Source organism: Coprococcus aceti (genome assembly GCF_025567285.1).
GTDB lineage: Bacteria > Bacillota > Clostridia > Lachnospirales > Lachnospiraceae > Coprococcus > Coprococcus aceti.
Genome location: NZ_JAOQJT010000005.1, coordinates 126,193 through 145,044 on the forward strand (window position 1 = coordinate 126,193; position 18,852 = coordinate 145,044).

At 37.5% G+C, this 18,852-nt stretch carries 18 protein-coding genes and 2 pseudogenes; 18 read left to right on the plus strand and 2 right to left on the minus strand.

Annotated features, from left to right (window positions below):
- Positions 1-93: 93 nt before the first annotated feature.
- The 13 genes from OCV54_RS08550 to OCV54_RS08610 all read left to right on the plus strand — a co-directional run bounded on the left by OCV54_RS08550 (position 94) and on the right by OCV54_RS08610 (position 11,746).
- Positions 94-510, plus strand: coding sequence for a hypothetical protein (locus OCV54_RS08550; RefSeq protein WP_022216316.1), 417 nt, complete (start codon positions 94-96; stop codon positions 508-510).
- A gap of 141 nt (positions 511-651) precedes the next feature.
- Entirely contained in the window at positions 652-1,380 is a 729-nt protein-coding gene (locus OCV54_RS08555; protein ID WP_055223570.1) for a MerR family transcriptional regulator, read from the plus strand.
- Positions 1,380-2,267 carry a CPBP family intramembrane glutamic endopeptidase gene (locus OCV54_RS08560; RefSeq protein ID WP_015534094.1) on the plus strand — a complete coding sequence of 296 codons (888 nt, stop codon included), beginning with the start codon at positions 1,380-1,382 and terminating at the stop codon, positions 2,265-2,267. Before OCV54_RS08555 ends, OCV54_RS08560 begins: the two co-directional genes overlap by 1 nt.
- A gap of 78 nt (positions 2,268-2,345) precedes the next feature.
- A complete protein-coding gene (locus OCV54_RS08565) occupies positions 2,346-3,143 on the plus strand; it encodes a PfkB family carbohydrate kinase (RefSeq protein ID WP_022215831.1) in 798 nt (265 codons plus the stop codon).
- Positions 3,144-3,317: 174 nt separating this feature from the next.
- Positions 3,318-3,920 (plus strand): Type 1 glutamine amidotransferase-like domain-containing protein, encoded by a 603-nt coding sequence (locus tag OCV54_RS08570; RefSeq protein WP_015534087.1) that lies wholly within the window; start codon positions 3,318-3,320, stop codon positions 3,918-3,920.
- A gap of 60 nt (positions 3,921-3,980) precedes the next feature.
- The gene (locus OCV54_RS08575; protein WP_015534086.1) at positions 3,981-4,544 is read left to right on the plus strand and encodes a GNAT family N-acetyltransferase; all 564 of its coding nucleotides are present in this window, start codon (positions 3,981-3,983) and stop codon (positions 4,542-4,544) included.
- Between the two features lie 130 nt (positions 4,545-4,674).
- Positions 4,675-5,610 carry a hypothetical protein gene (locus OCV54_RS08580; RefSeq protein ID WP_055145659.1) on the plus strand — a complete coding sequence of 312 codons (936 nt, stop codon included), beginning with the start codon at positions 4,675-4,677 and terminating at the stop codon, positions 5,608-5,610.
- Between the two features lie 203 nt (positions 5,611-5,813).
- On the plus strand, positions 5,814-6,218 hold the full coding sequence (locus tag OCV54_RS08585) for a hypothetical protein (protein ID WP_015534085.1): 405 nt from the start codon (positions 5,814-5,816) through the stop codon (positions 6,216-6,218).
- Between the two features lie 257 nt (positions 6,219-6,475).
- Positions 6,476-6,916: a hypothetical protein gene (locus tag OCV54_RS08590; protein WP_015534084.1), complete on the plus strand. Its 441-nt coding sequence runs from the start codon at positions 6,476-6,478 to the stop codon at positions 6,914-6,916.
- A gap of 48 nt (positions 6,917-6,964) precedes the next feature.
- Positions 6,965-8,476, plus strand: coding sequence for an SMI1/KNR4 family protein (locus tag OCV54_RS08595; RefSeq protein WP_055223572.1), 1,512 nt, complete (start codon positions 6,965-6,967; stop codon positions 8,474-8,476).
- 104 nt (positions 8,477-8,580) lie between these two features.
- The gene (locus tag OCV54_RS08600) at positions 8,581-9,123 is read left to right on the plus strand and encodes a cysteine hydrolase family protein (RefSeq protein WP_055223574.1); all 543 of its coding nucleotides are present in this window, start codon (positions 8,581-8,583) and stop codon (positions 9,121-9,123) included.
- 1 nt (position 9,124) lies between these two features.
- A complete protein-coding gene (locus tag OCV54_RS08605; protein ID WP_117874910.1) occupies positions 9,125-9,727 on the plus strand; it encodes a hypothetical protein in 603 nt (200 codons plus the stop codon).
- Between the two features lie 81 nt (positions 9,728-9,808).
- Positions 9,809-11,746, plus strand: coding sequence for an ATP-binding response regulator (locus OCV54_RS08610; RefSeq protein ID WP_242859645.1), 1,938 nt, complete (start codon positions 9,809-9,811; stop codon positions 11,744-11,746).
- Positions 11,747-11,860: 114 nt separating this feature from the next.
- Here OCV54_RS08610 and OCV54_RS08615 read toward each other — a convergent pair.
- A pseudogene (locus tag OCV54_RS08615) lies at positions 11,861-12,988 on the minus strand (IS1380-like element ISClsp2 family transposase); the annotation flags it as partial.
- Positions 12,989-13,248: 260 nt separating this feature from the next.
- On the opposite strand from OCV54_RS08615, the gene OCV54_RS08620 reads away from it, so the two are divergent.
- Together OCV54_RS08620 and OCV54_RS14905 are read left to right on the plus strand one after the other, a co-directional pair.
- Positions 13,249-16,668 carry a M64 family metallopeptidase gene (locus tag OCV54_RS08620; protein ID WP_070099112.1) on the plus strand — a complete coding sequence of 1,140 codons (3,420 nt, stop codon included), beginning with the start codon at positions 13,249-13,251 and terminating at the stop codon, positions 16,666-16,668.
- A complete protein-coding gene (locus OCV54_RS14905) occupies positions 16,649-16,879 on the plus strand; it encodes an InlB B-repeat-containing protein (protein ID WP_155219561.1) in 231 nt (76 codons plus the stop codon). The genes OCV54_RS08620 and OCV54_RS14905 overlap by 20 nt, the downstream gene beginning before the upstream one ends.
- 183 nt (positions 16,880-17,062) lie before the next feature.
- Here the strand turns inward: OCV54_RS14905 and OCV54_RS08625 are convergent, their stop codons facing one another.
- Positions 17,063-17,299: a DUF6061 family protein gene (locus tag OCV54_RS08625; protein ID WP_044945660.1), complete on the minus strand. Its 237-nt coding sequence runs from the start codon at positions 17,297-17,299 to the stop codon at positions 17,063-17,065.
- A 347-nt stretch (positions 17,300-17,646) separates the two neighbouring features.
- Here OCV54_RS08625 and OCV54_RS08630 point away from each other — a divergent pair, with 347 nt between their 5' ends.
- From OCV54_RS08630 to OCV54_RS14910, 3 genes and pseudogenes are all read left to right on the plus strand, one after another.
- Positions 17,647-17,790 (plus strand): hypothetical protein, encoded by a 144-nt coding sequence (locus tag OCV54_RS08630; protein ID WP_158547614.1) that lies wholly within the window; start codon positions 17,647-17,649, stop codon positions 17,788-17,790.
- Positions 17,791-17,867: 77 nt separating this feature from the next.
- Complete coding sequence (locus OCV54_RS08635) at positions 17,868-18,497, plus strand: nitroreductase family protein (RefSeq protein ID WP_317233053.1); 630 nt, start codon at positions 17,868-17,870, stop codon at positions 18,495-18,497.
- Between the two features lie 209 nt (positions 18,498-18,706).
- A pseudogene (locus OCV54_RS14910) lies at positions 18,707-18,852 on the plus strand (Hsp20/alpha crystallin family protein); the annotation flags it as partial.

The following is an 18,852-nucleotide window of genomic DNA, read 5'->3' on the forward strand; positions in this document are numbered from 1 at the left end:
ACAACATGGGTTATGGTTTTGTTGTAATAATATATTACATATGATATTGGGGCTTATGCTGAGCCTATAAGTACAAATTACAGGAGGGTTCAAATGGGATTATTTGATAGATTTAAGAAGATATCAAAGGAAAGTTTATTAGGATATTTGCAAAATAGCATTTCAGATAATTCTAGCCTGGAACACATAGTAAGCGTGTTCGAAGAGATGTGTAATATGCCACTTAAAGAAGATATGATTTTATTTGAAACAGGAACCTATTCTTTTACAGGAAAACCTATGTTTAACTTTTCTTTGGTTAGACAATTTCCTAATGATGAGGAAGAGTATTATCAAATTCATGTGGATGTGTTATATATTCCAACGGAAGAAAATAAAGATTTTCAACGAACTATATGGAATGAGGATATTGAAGAAGATATATTCAGCTATATTAAAAAGACTCCTGAGTTTGATTTCTGTAAAGATAAGGTATTCAGCAAAATAGAAATATATTTGGATGAAACCTAACGTGAAAATCGGAATTTCTCTCACTGTCTGGTTGATATGAGAAATTAATTATTTGCGTAAAAAATAAAAAATAACGCAGCGTGATATATTGCTTGTCACGCAGCGTTATATACTAATATGGGCCTTGAAAGGAGGCAGGATATGTCATTATACACAACAGGAGAGCTTGCAAAGAAGTGCAACGTTTCAGTAAGAACGATTCAATACTATGATGAAAGAGGTATTTTGGTGCCAACAGATTTGACGGAAGGGGGACGAAGACTGTTCTCCGAAGAGGATGTTGCCACATTGGAAACGATTTGCTTTTTAAGAGATTTGGATATCTCTATAAAAGATATTGCTGAAATATTGGAATCCGAAGAGTCAAAAAAGGTAATCGAACTTTTGCTTGATGAGCAAGAAAAAAATATTCAGGCGGATGTCAAGAAAAAAACGAAACAATTAGAAAATATTAAAGGCATAAGAAGTTCTTTGGCTTCTTTCAAGGATGGGTCGCAAAAAACAATTCATGACATATCATCGATTATGGAGGAAAAAGAAAAGCGAAAGAAAATGTACAAAAAAATGCTGATCATAGCAATTCCGTTAGAAATTGTCGAAATTGTTACTTTTGTGATTGGTATATTAAAAGGAATCTGGTTGCCATTTTTTGTGGCCATGGCAGTGATTCCTATTTGTGTAGCAATTATGTTTGGCTATTGGTACAAGCGGGTAGAGTATCTCTGTCCGGAATGCCATACCAGATTTCAGCCAAAGAAATTAGAAGCATTCTTTGGAAATCATACGCCAAAGACACGAAAGCTAACTTGCCCTACCTGCAGGAGGAGAATCTGGAGTTTGGAAGTATATAGAAAAGAGGTGGATGCATAATGGAAACAATTAATTTGAGTAAGAAACAATTTGTGATATACATGGCAGTCGCATTTGGGTTGGCCTGGATTTTAGAAATGATAGCAAGTATTTTTAGCAATAATGGAAATCAGATGGTGTTTGCTGTTATCTTGATGATTACCATGTTTATGCCATTTCTTGGAGTACTGATAGCCAGAATCCCACTAAAAGGTATGGGATGGGTACCACATTTAAAAGGGAAACTTCGTTATGTATTCTTTGCCCTTTGGATGCCGGCGTTATTAAGTATCCTTGGAGGGGTCTTGTTTTTTGTGATTTTCCCGGATACATTTGACTCTGAATTTATGACGTTAAGAGGTCTTTTAGAGGAAGCGGGAGCGTTGGAACAGTTCGAGGCACAGGGTATCACGATACCAATGTATCTGCTGATTACGTCTGTTCAAGCTGTGACAATTGCACCATTTCTGAATATGTTTGTCGCATTAGGCGAAGAGGTTGGTTGGAGAGGTGCGCTGTATCCATATTTGAAGAAGAAGCTGGGTGTTACTAAGGGTCGAATTGTAGGTGGTACTATTTGGGGGGCTTGGCATTGGCCGATTATGATTTTGGCTGGATATGAGTATGGTAAAGAATATATTGGCGCACCGGTACTTGGTCCGATTGTGTTCTGTGTCGCTACTATTATGATGGGGATATTATTTGATTATGTATATGAAAAGACAGAGACCATCTGGTTGCCATCTCTTATGCATGGTGCTACCAATGCATTTACTATTTTTGCATATCTGGTAAAACCTGATTATTCCAATATGGCAATTCTAGGTCCAGCATATATTGGTATTATCAGTATGATTCCAATGATTATTGTAGCAGTCATCATTTGCGTAAAGACGAAAAGGAATTGAGTATTAAAGAGATATTCAATCTCACCCACAAATTTCAGTTTTTGAAACTGAGAAATCGGAATTTAGGGAGGTACAAGAATGATAAATTTAGTGGCACTTCCGTGCCTCTGTGTAGATGTTTTTGATGGAACAGATGAATTGCGTGCAGGTGGTGAAGCCCTTAATTTTGCAGTTCATGCATCAAAATTTGAGGAGTTTAATGTTTCAATATTGGGTGCGGTTGGACAGGATTCCTACGCAAAATTTATTATGGATTCTGTTTCTGATAAGAGAATAGATGTAAGCCATGTAAGAGTTGAAGAGGATAAAGTAACTGCAAATAATCGTACATATCTTACGGCTGACGGTGACAGATATTACAAAGATGATTCATGGACGGGTGATATTGTTGATAAAATGATATTGAATCAAGACGAATTGGACTTTATAAAAAAATCAGAGGTTGTATTTATACATTTCTGGGCAGGCTGTTTTGAACAAATTATAGATTTAAAAAAGAATAATAACTTCAGATTGGCTGTGGATTTTGTAGAATATCGTAATTTTAAGGAGATGGAAAAATATGCACCATATATAGATTATTTCCTGATTAGTGGAGAGGAATCAATTCTTCCGATATTTGAAGCATTTTCCAAGAAGTATAAAGGACTATTTAATGCATCTTTAGCTGATAAAGGAAGTGTTACATATTATAATGGTGAAAAGTATTTTGTCCCGGCTGATGAAGCTTTAGAAATAGTTGATACTACTGGTTGCGGAGATAGCTACCATGCAGGCTTTGTGTGTTCTCATATGTTAATTGGTGATATTTACGAGGCTATGAGAGTTGGTACAGAATTTGCAACAGAGACATTGTCTCATTATGGTGGCTTTTAATTCGATTTGTAAGGAGAAACAATATGACAGGGTTTATTATATGGTCACTTTTCGGAGTGTTTATAATTGGATTATGAATAAAAGATATGTTTTCTAAGAATCCGGTTGTGAAGAAAAGTAAATAAACTTCAGTTTTTGAAACTGAGAAATCGGGATTTATAAAGGAGAATATTGATGAAACTATTTTTATGTTCGCACTTTTCAAGTGTAGGAAGTCTGATAAAGGAAGAAATTGAAAATAAGAAAGTCGCATTTATTCCAACAGCTTCGTTGCGTGAAGGCTACACCGGTTATGTCGGCTCGGCTCGAAAATTATTCAAAAAGTTGGGAGCAATCGTAACTGAAATTGATATTTCAACGGAGGCTTATTCAACGATACAGTCTGTTTTTGAAGATGCAGATGTAATATATTTTACCGGCGGAAATTCTTTCTTTCTTATGGACCAACTCCGTAAAACAAGAACTGATGGGTTGCTAAAAAAGGAATTGGCAAATGGAAAATTGATGATCGGCGAGTCGGCAGGCGCAATTATATGCGCTCCAAGCATCCAATATATCGAGCAAATGGATGAAAAGCCGGAGGACTACTCACAAGAAGATGATGCAGGGCTTGATTTGATTGATTTCTATGTTCTTCCGCATTATCTTACAGCACCATTTAAGAAAGTTACCGAGAAAATAATGACTGAGTTTTCGGATTTGAATCTATGCCCTATTAACAACCATCAGGGAATTGTAATTGATGGTGAAGGTTCAAAGGTTATTTGCAAAGACTAATTTGAAAAATCCTTTTTGGAAACTGGAAAATCGGAATTTTCTTGATGGTGGAGGATGCGTATGGAACATAAGGGCACAATTAGAATAGAAACAGATAGATTAGTTCTTAAACGACATGTATTAGATGATGCAGAAATCATGTTTAAAAACTGGGTAACAGAAAAAGATGTAACAAAGTTTTTAAGTTGGCAACCGCATAAAAATGTCGACGAGACAAAGCAATTACTAATTGATTGGATAGAATCGTATGATAAGCAGGATTTCTATTTTTGGACAATTGAGTTAAAAGATTCGCATGAACTGGTTGGAGATATATCAGTAGTAAGTCTCGATGAGGCAACAGAAAGTGTGGAGCTCGGGTATGGTATTGGAAGCAGATGGTGGGGAAAAGGTATAACTGCAGAAGCAGGAAGGGCATTGGTAAAATTCTTTTTTGAAGAAGTAAAAGTCAAACGTGTATATGCAAAGCATGCTGCAGGTAATCCAAACTCAGGAAGTGTAATGCAGAAAATGGGAATGAAAAAAGAAGGAATAATTAGGCAGTCGGGAACCTGTAATCAAGGTATTGTGGATGAAGTTTATTATTCCATACTTAGAAATGAGTATTTTAGTAATGATAATTGATGAAAAAATCTAATTTAGCGACACACTCGAAAATTTCAGTTTGTAGGGAACAAATCAGACAATTTTATAATAAAACAGCGTTAGAGCATTTATGTGTGAGAGAAAAATCAAGTGTAGGAGAATACATGACATGAAATATACGAATAAGCATATAAAAGAAGAATACAAATTCAATCAAATGTGGCGGACGATCGGAATGATTCTCTTATTGATAGGAATATTTTTGGTGGCATTTGGATTGATTCAGACAAAGAGAAAGATGGATTGTGTTCGACCATTTGAACAGGTATTACAGGAAGAAGCCAATCCTGCGAATCAGACAGCATATATTGATATTATCCAGGTACCGGAGAAACTGGCAGAAAATAAATATGAAGGATATTACCTTGTAACAACGGCAGAGGAAAGCTATATTGTAGGGATGCAACCGGAACAGTTTGCAGATTTGAAGCAGAGAGTTGAAGAGAATGGTACGGCAAGAGTGGAAGGCATGACGAAAGTTGTGACTGACGAGAACGTAAAAAAAATAATAAGTGAGTATATCAATTACAAATTTATTTATATATGTATGACGAAGCTTACCTATGGAAAAATACTCAAGGAAGGATATTTTGTGAATCTGGATATCGGAGGCATCTTAATATTGATTGGAATTTCGATGGTATTAACCCAGGTGCGTGCGATTAAAAAATACAGACATCCATTGGCAGAGCAGATTGACGAAGAATGTAATCAGCCGGAAGCTCTCTGGTTTAATGATTTTAGGATATATTTGACAAAGAACTTTCTTGTATCTGTATATGGTGGAAAGCTGACTGCACTGGATCTGGCAAAGGTACGATTGACAAGACTGTTTGAAACAGTGAAGGGAAGCATGAACGTTATCACTTTGGAGGTAACGACAACAGAACAGGAGAAAATAACTGTCAGCGAGAATGAATGGTCATTTTTTACAATGAATGAAGAAGAGATTACTTATCTGACAGATGTATTCGGTAAAAGAAATATTGAATTTGTTTGTGAGATTCAACCAGATGAAGAAATCGATGAAGACGAAGAGTTTTGAAACGGAAATATTCAAAGGATGGAATTGGGATATTGCATACAATATAATAAAAAAGGTACAGATTTGAGTGAAGAAGATGTGGCTTTACATTTAAATGGGATGATTATAAAGAATTTAAGAAACTTTTAGATAAAGAATATAAAGATTATTTAAGTGTATAACCAGTATTATGAGCAAATTATATGAAGGGACAGATTTGATATATGGGTTTATTTAATAAAATGAAAAATTTTTTTTCGGGCTTTAAGTATAAGCTGGACAGAGAGATTTTAAGGGAATATCTCCAGCATACAATTGATTTTGCTGTCGAGAATAAGTTGCCATTTTGTGATGAATTTTATATTGCCGACAGTCTTGATGCAAAGGATAGATTACATGTCACTATCCTAAATTATGATGTACCGGGAGATGCTGTTTATGAGATTGAGAAGAGTTTTGAGGGAATAGTTATTTTTGCAAATCATGAGAAATGTTATGATCCGGAAAATGATCATAAGTATATTGATGCGGAAGATTTTATAAGCCAAGAGCTTTGCACGTTGCCAGAAGAGTTTTTTGTAGCCATGGATATCGCACCGACTATGCTTGAACAGTATATGATAAAATGAGCATTAGAAGACCGATGGTGTGGAGATTGTTTTGTTCACATAAAATGGAAAAGGTAGGATGGATTGTCGTGATTGTTATCGTGACTATCTTATATTAATTGGAGTAAAAAAGAAATTGAGGGGATATAAGTATCATACGGAAAAATAACTATATTATTTTGAAGAAAAGTACATAGTTTATCCCATTTCTAATATGATTTAATTATGTTACACGTTGATAAATCGGAATTTTAAGAATTGTCTAGGAGATATGATTTATGAAAAAAACACATTTAATAATTGTAAATATAATTCTTTTACTGTGGTATTTTCTTTCAATGATAGGATTGAAGATTGGAGACAAATACTTGGTAACAGGTGCATTTGAGGAAGAATGGCTATTTATGCTTATTCCGACAATTACATTCGTTTTAATGTTAGTTACAAAAAATGTTGGAAGGAATATACATTTGATATGGTTGGCAGGGTGGTTTGTCACTCAGTTCTTAAGTCATGAATGGTATACTTTATTTGGAAGAGGATTTATGGGAGAAATGGACAAGAAGATTGCCTATTTTTCAGAATGCATTCAATTAATAAATGTGGATGGAAGATATGTTCCTGATGTATATCATATTGTATTACATATTTTGATAATTATTGCATTTGTTGTGACCTTGCTTTATAGAGAAGAAAAAACATTAGTTGACGAAGTGTGAAAATTCCTGTTTTTGAAACTGAGAAATCGGAATTTGTGAGGGAAAGAAATGAAGAAAAATACTCCAAGCGCTGATGAAATAAAGAATTATAGCCATAAGAAGATGACATTGCCATTGATGGAACATGCTTCTGAAGAAATGAAGGAACCTGTATGGAAGCTTGTTAAAAAGTTAGCGTCTTATGCTCGTGTACCGGGCGCTATGTCAGATTTTAAGAAAATGGCGGTGTTCGCTGAGGATGATGCAATTGTCGATGTAGTTCTGGATACATTACAGGATATGAAATATCCTTTTAAAAACACAGATTTTATACCGGATATCATGGGCTATTATTACTCGATTGCATTGATTTCGCAAAGCATGCATAGAAGGGAAGAAACGATTAAGCTGTTCAATGAGCTTGTTGATTATGCAATCAGTATTAAATCTAACAGCGCATTGCCACTTGCGAGAAATATGGATGTTTTGTCAAAGGAATATCCCGATCTGTCAGATTTATTTGAAAAAGCAAAGACTATCTATAGATTTGATGCAATAGATAGTATAAAAGAAAGGGTGCCTATACAGGTCAATAAGCTTTATCACGATTATACAAATGCAGATAAAATAGAAGCAGAATACATTAATGTTGAAAATCCTGAGGATGGTAAGGTTTTTGTCGAAGTGGATGAAAATGGATATGTCGTAAGAATAGTAGAAAAGGGGAAAAACATTTATACAAAGATATTTAAACATTATAGCTATGACATGATTAATTATGCGATAGTCAGAGATGTTTTGCTGAGAAAACACATGGAAGAAATGCGAATCAATGATATTGCGGATGCAAGAGTTGTCGAAGCTACGAGAACGGATCTTAAGAAACTGTATAGTGATATTGAGATATCTGTAAATAATAAGGAGTTTGCATATATATTAGATGGGCATGAAAAATTCAATAATACTGATTTACCGAAGGATGTCCAAGACTTTCTGGAAGAAATATATAATGATGAAGACTTGAAAGATGCATTTTTCGATTGTGATATTGAAATCTATGATGAGGCATGGGTTAAGGATCTTGAGGAGGATGATTCGTGGTTTGAAGATCTTATGGGATCGGGAGAATCCAGTTATAAGAATATTAAACCGTTTGCACGTGACGGCTTAGGTGGATTATGGGTAGTGTTAGATGATGAAATGATCGGATATATCGGTACAGAGGGCGAATGTGGAATCCTAGCCCGCAATATAAATGAGTTCATGAATATTGTTGCGGTACAGAGAGGATATATAGATGATTTCTGTAATGCTGATATATTAAAATCTGTGGATGCATTTATAGAGGAATATGAAGAACCTCGTGATTCAGATTATAATAGGGAATTTAATAGATTTATAAAGAAGCATGGTTTTACTAAAGATTTAAAGAAAATATATGAATATATTATAAAAGGAGTCACAATAAAACCGTTTTTCCAAGTTGTCGCTACAGATGATGAATATGAAGATTCCTACTCAATACTTGGAAGCGATGATGGACAAGAAGCATTGAAGTCTCTTATAGAGATGCTTGAATAAGTTTGGATTATTTCCTGTTTTAGGTGGAAAGTTGTAAAAGAACTCGATAACTTCCAGTTTTTGAAACTGAGAAATCGGAATTTTTATGTGTAAAGGAGAAACGAATGAAATTACTTGTGATAGATATACAAAAAGGAATAACAGATAGTAGACTTTTTAATTTAGAAGCGTTTATTGATGATACTATAAGAATTATAAAAGCAGCTAGAGATAATCAAATAGAGGTTATCTATTTTCAACATGATGATGGACCAGGAACGGGGTTTTCAATCGGTGATGAAGACTTTGAAATTGCAGAACAAGTGATTCCCAGGGAAGGGGAAAAGATATTTATAAAAAATATCAATAGTTGTTTTGGAAATAAAGATTTTACGGATTATGTTAAAGATGATAATACATTAATGATAGTGGGACTACAGACAAACTTCTGTATAGATGCAACTGTGAAATCTGCTTTTGAGAGAGGATATAAAGTAATTGTTCCACAAGGGGCAAATTCAACATTTGATAACGACTATATGACTGGAGAAGAAACATATAAATATTACAATGATATGATGTGGCCAAAGAGATTTGCTACATGTGTATCCGTTGATGAAGCAATTAAATTGATGGAAAGTTCAATCGGAAGTTGTGTGAGGGATTAAGATGAAAAATATAAGGTTTTATGAGGCGGAGAAATATAAAACGGCAGATTACGAAATAGTAGATGAGAAAATATATAAAACATATGAAACTGGGTCAGAGAGTGATGATTATCTCGGATTAGAGCAGTTGGATGATAATGCTTTAGCTGAAAAGCTAAAACAGGTCGAGGGCTGGGAATATGGAGCAGGAGAAATGCTCGAAGATTATTTAATACTGAACTATGAGGGAAGAAAGTATTATAGAGATATTGAGGATGTAGGCACGGATAACGATATCGTCATGGTTAATATGGATGATCCCTCAAATTCTCCAAAGGAAATCTTTGTAACCTCAATAGTTTTTGAAGCAGAGCCGGATTTGGGCGAAAATTCTCCTTCGGAGCCAGTGATATCCCAGTACCCGCTTGAAGATATTTTAGATAAGTTTTATGTATATCTGCACGATGATTATGTAGACGAAAACACATCTGATACAATAAATTCATATGTAGAGTTTGCCAGCGAAGATATTGAAGACATACGAGCTGTTCTCTCGATATTAGGGAAACATGTTTATAATGTTGATGAAGGTGACTATATCGATATCAAGATTGAACCAGTATAGAACAGAGTTATAAATTCAAGTTTGTAGAATCAAGAAAATCGGAATTTGTTAAATTGGAAAATTAGAATTTAGAGGATGTGAATGAGCAGCATGAAGAAAACAAAAGAAGGAGTTAATTTGAAGAAAAAGAAATTCCTTAGACTGAAGAATACAGGTAGTATCCTTGTGCTTATGGGGCTTTTGATAATTTTTGTAATAGCACTGTACACATTTATCCTGCAAAGTTCTTACACTAAGACTGCCCTTGAAACAGAAATTGCGCGCGATACAGCGAGTGCAGATGCAGTACACAAACTTGTGGATGGAAGAATCGGCAAAGAAGATTTTGATCAAATCAAAGATAAATTTGATGAAAAGAAGCAAATATATAAGGATATTTCTTCATATTTCAATGAAATCAGAACACTGAATTCTACTCGATATATTTACACCGCTACAAAAAATGAAGAAGGAAAACTCGTTTATGTGGTAGATGGTTTGGATTCGGATGCGGATGATGTAAGACACCCTGGAGATTATATTGAGGAAGAAATGGTTCCGTATATTGATAGGGCTATTTCTGGGGAGAATGTGTACTCTCAGGATATCATTGATACAACATGGGGGCCGATTTTTACGGCTTGCTATCCTGTAAGAGCAAATCATGATGGGACAGGAGAAATCATTGGCGCATTTTGCATTGAAATGGATATGCAATCAGCTTATGGAATGGTTGAAGAGACGAATCATATTTCCATCATCTGCGGTTTAGTCGCAGGAGCTGTATTGCTTTTAATTTGTCTATATACCTATTATGTTTACCAGAAAAGCAAGGCAGAAGAGCAAAAACAAAAACAATTATTAATGAACGCCGCTGAGAAAGCAGATGCTGCCAACAAAGCAAAATCTGCGTTTTTGCTTAATATTAGCCATGACATCAGAACGCCGATGAATGCCATTATTGGATTTACAAACATTGCGCTTCACCAGAACACGGTTTCAGATATTCATGATAGCTTGGAGAAAGTTCAAAAAAGTTCGAATCATCTTCTCTCTTTGTTGAATGACGTTTTGGATTTCAGTCGCATTGAAAGCGGAAAAGATATCATTTCGCCTGAGCCAGTGGACATTACTCAATTGACAGATAACGTCCAGGCGATTATGAATGGACTTCTTTATAACCGAGATCTTAAGTTTGAAGTACATCGAGAAAGACCAAAGAACCCATATGTCCTTGCGGATGTTACGCGTATTCGAGAAGTTTTGGTGAATCTTCTTGGCAATGCTGTGAAATTCACAAAGGACGGTGGAAAGATTACTTTGGATATCAGCAGTTACCCCGGAACGGATGAGAAACATATCATAATTCGTTATGTTGTTCAAGATAATGGTATTGGCATGAGTGAAGAGTTCCAGAAAGAATTATTCAAGCCGTTTTCACAAGAAGATGATGCTAATGCCAGAACCCAATATAAGGGAACCGGTCTTGGCATGGCCATCACAAAAAAACATATAGATATGATGGGCGGTTCAATTGCTGTTGAGAGCAAAAAAGGTGTAGGTACTACATTCACTGTGGAGATTCCACTGGAGTTGACAGAACAAGTTATTCAATCAAAACAAAAACAACCTCCACATAGAGATTTGACGGGTATTCATGTTCTTATGGCTGAGGATAATGATCTAAATGCTGAACTTGCTACGATAATACTGGAAGATGCTGATATGACCGTAACACGCGCATCAGACGGAAAAGAAGTTGTGGAATTGTTTAAAAATCATCCACGAGACACATACGATCTTATTTTGATGGATATTATGATGCCAAACATGGATGGATACCAAGCAACAAAAGCCATTCGAGCCTTGGGTATAGAGCGGTCCGATGCAGTTACGATTCCAATTATAGCTTTGTCTGCAAATGCTTTTGTAGATGATATTCAGGAATCCCTGGATTCAGGCATGAATGACCATATTTCCAAGCCGATTAACATGGAGGAATTAATCGATACTATCACTAAATACATTAAACACGATTAGGAAAACAAAGAAGTTAATTCTGATGAAAAGTTTGCACTGGTCTTGTCGGATGCGAAAGCGCAAGTTTCCTATGATTATGATACAGGTCGCATCACCACATTTCTTATCAGCACCCAGCACCAGTTTGTTGCTCTCAAACTTTCCCGACGGGAGTCTTCCAACATCCATGTCCGTCTTGATTTCACTGTGATACTGCTCACTTTCTCCGTGGGCATGGTAAAGATCAATGACTGTATCGTCTGGCAGGGAAGAGTTTGTCCAGTATGTGCCCAGTTCTATATCGGGTACGATAAAATACTGCCCATATCGGTCAATGGTTCTTTCCGTGATCTCATAAATTGTGCGTATTCCGACAGTTTTCTCCTCGTTATCAGAAAGGGAATATGTCACATTCCGGAAGGTCTGTCCGATATAAACAGTTTTCCCATCACGTGGATGCTGGATATTCTGGCAGCATTCCCTGACGGATTCCAGCCATTCTTCTTTACTTTCCTGTCTGGGATTCCGTTTTATGATGAAAGACACATTGTTGTATTTATAGCTTTCTTCCATAAAGATGCCTATGTTTTCAGATGCATCGTTGCCGGAATCCAGCCGGATGAGCAGTGGTTTTTCCGTCAGCTGTCTGCACAGTTCAATGGTCTCTCTCAGGAAATCAGGAGTTTCTTTCTGGCAGTGCTGTTTCCCAATCCGCAGTTCAAGATTGACGAGGTATCCTTCTGTGCCGATATATGCCATAATTGGTGCATATCCGTCAAAACCCTTGTAGGTACGGGATACGCCTTCCTTATTGGATTTCGAATTGTCAAAGGGGGTTACATCAATATCGACAGGAACAAAGCCGTTATCCAGGGCTGTCGGCTCTATGTGCATTTCACGCAGCATGTCGACATTTGCCTGCTGGATGTCTTTGCGCAGGGAATCCCCGATCATGTCAAAACGCTGACGGAGTGTTTCGGCGGAAGGAATCGCATAGGAGATGCCTAATGCGTATTTGTAGTAGTCAGGGTCATCTATCATTTCACGGACAGCCTCATACTGGGGTTTTCCCTGACAGAGCATACCAATATAGGTGAGGAGCACGTCTCCATTTTTTATCTGTTTCTGCAGATAATCTTTTGAAATTGGAGCACGGTTGATTTTTTTAACAAAACTGCTTTTTCCAAGTATTTGCCCTACGAATACCAGACCACTGGGAGTAATGAGCCGCTCATCGCTGAATTCAATGTGTATTTTCTTCATTGCACTGCCTCCGCCTATCTTTTGATACTTTCATTATACAGGATAATGCATGATGATACAGTAAAAAAACAAAATTTTGTTTAACCTAGTGGGTGAAATAAAATGTATTGCGAAAATCAGTTTCCAGCAGGTATTATTGCTGAAAAAAAGGGATGTAACACTATGGTAAGTTTCACGGAATAAGGTGGATTTTCATTGACACATATAACACCTTACAATACAATAAAAGCAAATATATAGCTTATAAAGGAGGTTCCTTAATGACGAAAAAAATAACCGCAATATTCTTGGCATTGTGCATGGCAATCTCCGTTTGGCCGATGACCATTCAGGCGGCATCAAAGCCCGATATTAAAGTTGGCGACTATGTTAAAATGGGCGCGTATAACAATGCCTCAATTCTTTGGCGATGTGTAAGCATTGACAATAACGGACCGCTTATGCTTGCAGACAAAATTGTTGACACCCTTGCATATGATGCCAAAACAAATGACAACAGCAATTCAAAATCACACAGCAGAAGCTATAAGCGTGATGATTACGGTTCTAACTATTGGAAAGACAGCAATATGCGTTCTTGGTTAAATTCGACCGCAGCTGAAGGCAAAGTCGATTGGCTTTGCGGCAACCCTCCGAAAGACGGATATGTAAGCGGTGTGGGAGCGTACAACGAAAAAGCGGGTTTTCTCAACGCTTTTTCAAAATCTGAAATTGCGGCAATGAAAACCGTTACCCAGCGTTCACTCGTTTCTCATCCCGAATACAACAAGGGCATAGTTGATGGAGACGCAAATTCGGATTTGTTATACTACACCGATATTTCGGAAGCGGTGGCAAACTACGACAGTTCATATTTTGAAACTACAACCGAAAAGGTTTTTCTTCTTGATGTAAAGCAGGCTAATGCCGTGTGGAAAAATCTCAAAGGTTATTATGTTGCGTATAATAATGACGGTATGGCTTGGCCTTATTGGCTTCGCACTCCTGTTACCGATTGCAATCACGATATGCGTTATATCAGTTCATCGGGTCAGGTCGGTCGTTATGCTCCGTGGTATTCCGATTTGGGCGTAAGACCTGCATTTTATCTCGATTCCGAATATTTTGTTACAACTTCCGGCAGCGGCTCACAAAGCAGTCCTTATATCGGCTCTGCTCCAAATAAGCAAGAGGATGATTATACAATTTCGGAACCTGCCGAGGACGCAAATCCCGATTGGAATGTCAGTACCGAGCAAAGCATTCAGCTCACCCTCGGCCCGTGGTATTCAAATGACGGAAAATATTCTAATCCTACCATCCCTGTTTATACCATCCAAAAAACACGCAGCGACACGGAAAATATGGTTGTTGTCGTTTGCGGCGAGGGATACACAAAAAGTCAGCAGGGCAAATTCATCAATGATGTCAAACGACTTTGGCAGGACGCTATGAAATATGAACCGTATCGCAGTTATGCCGACAGATTCAATGTTTACGCTCTTTGCACAGCTTCCGAATCGACTTTTGACAATGGTGGAAGCACCTTCTTTGATGTTATAGTCGACAAATATAATTCGCCTGTTATTTCTAATAATCTCCACGGAAGTCAGTGGAAAAATCATATTTTTGAGAGATGTATCGGTCCTGAATTTATCGAGAAAATTCACGATGCTCATATCAAAAAAAAGTGTGATCCAAACACAATTCCGTCCGGTTCGGAATATGAGCCTTATTATTATGTTCACGATTATATTGCTCAGTTCGCTATGGTTGTAAACACAAAATCAGATTTCGGCGGTGCTTATAATAACCGTGAATACGGCTTCCATTATTTCATTTCGCCATCAGACAGTTATCGTGCGTCAAAAACTTTTGCACACGAGTTTGGACACGGTTTGCTCGGTCTCGGTGATGAATACAGTAACGGATATTTGCTTGACGATAAGGAACTTAAATCACTCAATCTTTCCTCGGTTGAAGACCCGGAAAAGATAAAATGGCGACAGCTTTTAGGTTTTAGAAACACATATACCTGCCGCAATGCTTACGGCTCAAAAATGCTTGTTTCAAGTTATGAGTGCATAATGAGAGACACAAACTATCAATTCTGTGAGGTTTGCCGTTTGCAGGGCTTCAAGCGAATGTCTCAGCTTGTTAAGGATGTAGACCTTTATGTTGCAACTCCTGAGGTTAAGGAATATACGGGCGCTTATTCAAAGCCGTCTGATTTTACCGACCTTGAAACAAGTTCATATTATAATTACACATATAATCGCAATGACCGACTTTTGAGCGGCAACAGCAAAAGCAGATTTAATACTAATATGAACGGTAAAAAAATCGAGCTTAGAACTGTTATTCAAAACATTTCAGATAAAAATGCACGACAATTAAAATTCAAAATGTGGATTAAGCACTCCGACGGAAGCGTTGCGACCGATTCATCGGGGAATCCGCTTCAAACAGTACAAACCTTTGACATTCCTGTTTGGAATGATAAGGCAAATTTCTGGCCGCTCGGTGCTTTGGATCACATCAAAAGCGACTTTAATTCAGGCTTAAAGAGTTGCTCGCTTATTTATCAAATTCCGTCTGATGCACAGCTTAAGAGCGGCGATACCGTGGCATTTCAGGTGCTCGATGAAAACGGAAATGTGCTTGCAGACGACAATACGGAAACACAGCGCTACACAACCGTTTCAATTCAGTATAAATTTGAGGACGGCTCTGAAATTCCAAACACTGCCGGCGGAACATTTACCGTGCCATACGGCACAAAGCTTGATTTAACACCGGCAAAAACACTTTATGATTATGAATTTATAAAGGTTGACGGCTTGAATAAGCCTATTGTTTCGGACGGAACGGTTGTTACATATTATTACAAAAATAAAAACGAAGAACACACTCACAATCTGACTTTGGTTGCTGCGAAAGCTGCCACCTGCACAGAGGGCGGTAAGGAAGCATACTACAAGTGCGAAGGTTGTGGCAAGTTCTATGAAGATGTACTCGGTACAAAGGAAATAACCGACCTTGCATCTTGGGGCAATATTGCTAAGATTGCCCACACCACAAAGCAAACCGTAACAAAGGCAACCCCAACAGCAAACGGCAAGATAGTAAATTACTGTTCGGTATGTAAGAAAACTCTTTCAACGACAGTAATTCCAAAGGCATCAAGCATAAAGCTTAAAGCAACATCATTAACATATAACGGAAAGGTTAGAACACCTAAGGTTATTGTTAAGGACAGAACAGGAAAGACACTTGTTAAGAATACTGACTATACTGTGTCTTATGCAAAAGGCAGAAAGTATGTTGGCAAGTACGCAGTAAAGATTACCTTTAAGGGTAAATACAGCGGAACAAAGACGCTTTATTTCACAATCAAGCCAAAGGCAACAAGTATTTCCTCACTTAAAGCAGGTTCAAAGAAGTTTACAGTAAAGTGGAAGAAGCAGGCTACACAGACAACAGGCTATCAGGTACAGTACAGTGCCTCAAGTAAATTCAGCAAGGCTAAGACCGTAACAGTAGGCAAGAATACAACAGTATCAAAGAAAATTTCAAAGCTTTCGGGCAAGAAAAAGTATTATGTAAGAGTTCGCACCTATAAGACAGTTAAGATTAACGGCAAATCCATAAGGATTTATTCAGGCTGGTCAAAAGCTAAGACTGTTACAACAAAGAAATAAAAACTATACCGTAACCTTTGATTCTGCCGGTGGCTCTGCAGTAACGACTCAGACTATCGAAGAAGGTCAGAAGGCAACCAAACCTGCCGCTCCTACCAAGTCTGACGATACCACCAAGCCTTCGGATGATGTTCAGAATCCGCAGACCGGCGACAACAGTATGAGTGGCTGTGGATCGCTCTGCTGTTCGTCAGCGGCTTCGGAGTTGTGACAACTACTGTTTATACTAAATTAGACGAAGCAATTTCTGATGCTGTTAAAACTGGGAAAATCACTCAAGAAGAAGCGAACGCAGCTTACAAATAAATATACGAGGCTTGTCTTAAAAAAGACGAGCTCAAAATGACAATGAAACTGTCACTCTCTGGAGACACTAGGAGTGACAGTATAATCATCATAAATAAAATGAATCTTCGGCATCAACCCACATCTGCATAGTTCCATCAAGGTATAGTCTTGCATATTCAAGTGGTTCATCAATAGCAAGTGCATTTAATGCACAATCTAATCTGGGTGTTGTTTTTAAATTCTTTTCTGCTTCCCAGCAGTCAATGCGGAGCATATAGCCAGCAGAAGTATAAACATCAATGCTGTTGCGTTGTGGATTGTATTCTGCAAATATTGTTCTCATCGTATCAAATCTCCTTATCATTCAATCAATCATTTGTTACAAAAATCAGAAGCATTTCAATCAGTTCACCATGTCGTTTTTATTTTGTGTTATACTGTTTTAGAGGATTTTCTTTTCCTTGTATTTTCCCTTATCAGGGTTCATAAATCCATATGGGAAGATATAACATAAGGGAAAGTCTAAGGGAAAGATCACCTGCGACAAACTTAGTGTTTTCAAGGGATTCAGAGATATTTGATAATAAAATATAACAATTATTAAATCCCTTGGAATACATGAAATCTCAATTCCAGTTTGTCAGAATGAAAAATCAAGTGTAGAAGGACACATGACAGGTGGGATTTGGAATGATTCAGACAAAGAAAAAGATGAATTATGTCCGACCGTTTGAACAGGTATTACAGGAAGAATCTCATCCTGCGAATCAGACAGCATATATTGATATTATCAGGGTACCGGAGAAACTGGCGGAAAATAAATATGAAGGATAACTTCAAGTTTGATGGACTATACTCGGCGTAGATATCAGAATGAGAGCGAGGAAAAATGCATGGATATGTTACAGTTGATGAAGGAGAGGCACAGTGTGCGGCAATATAAAGATAAGCCAATCGAGCAGGAGAAACGTGCGGAGATCGACAGGCTTATCTCTGAGATAAATTTTGAGAGCGGACTGAGTATGCAGGCGGTCTACGATGAGCCGAACTGTTTTGATTCGTTTATGGCGCATTACGGCAAATTCACAAATGTTTCTAATTATATAGCGATAGTTGGCGCGAAGAACGACCAGGAAAAGGCCGGCTACTACGGTGAAAAGCTGGTGCTTGGATGTCAGGAACTTGGACTTAACACATGCTGGGTTGCAATGTCACATGGTAAGATCAGGGCAGTCATAGGCAAAGGACAGAAACTGTTGATAGTGATTGCCCTTGGGTATGGTGAGAATCAGGGTGTTGCCCACAAGAGCAAAGATATATCAGAAATCAGCAGGGCAGATGTGGAGACAGACTGGTTCACGAAGGGGATGGAGGCGGTGTGTCTGGCACCTACAGCAGTGAACCAGCAGAAGTTCATGTTTGAGCTGAGAGAGGGTGTGGTGACAGCGAAAGCTCCGAGAGGAATATGCACGAAGATAGATCTTGGAATTGCCAAATACCACTTTGAGGCTGGAAGTGGACACAAAATCTTCACAAAATAATTAGCACTCACCTCTTGACAGTGCTAACAATCAGGTGTATAACATAGTCAAAGATAAGGAAAGGGATTAGAAAGAAGAGAAAGAATCCCGAAAGTTTATCTTGATAATTATTTTGAAAGTAACAGTAAACAAAAAGTCTAAGTGCCTTGGGGTTTCATAAGAAACCACAATTTCCGACACTTGTTTGAGATTGAAAGGAGAAATGACTTATGTTACCTAGTATTTTTGGAGAAGATTTATTTGATGATTGGATGAATGACTATTTCCCATTTGGAAGGGATTTTGACAAGGAGTTTAGTAAAGCGTTAGCACCTACCGAGCGTGCGCTGTATGGCAAGCATGCAAAGAACATGAT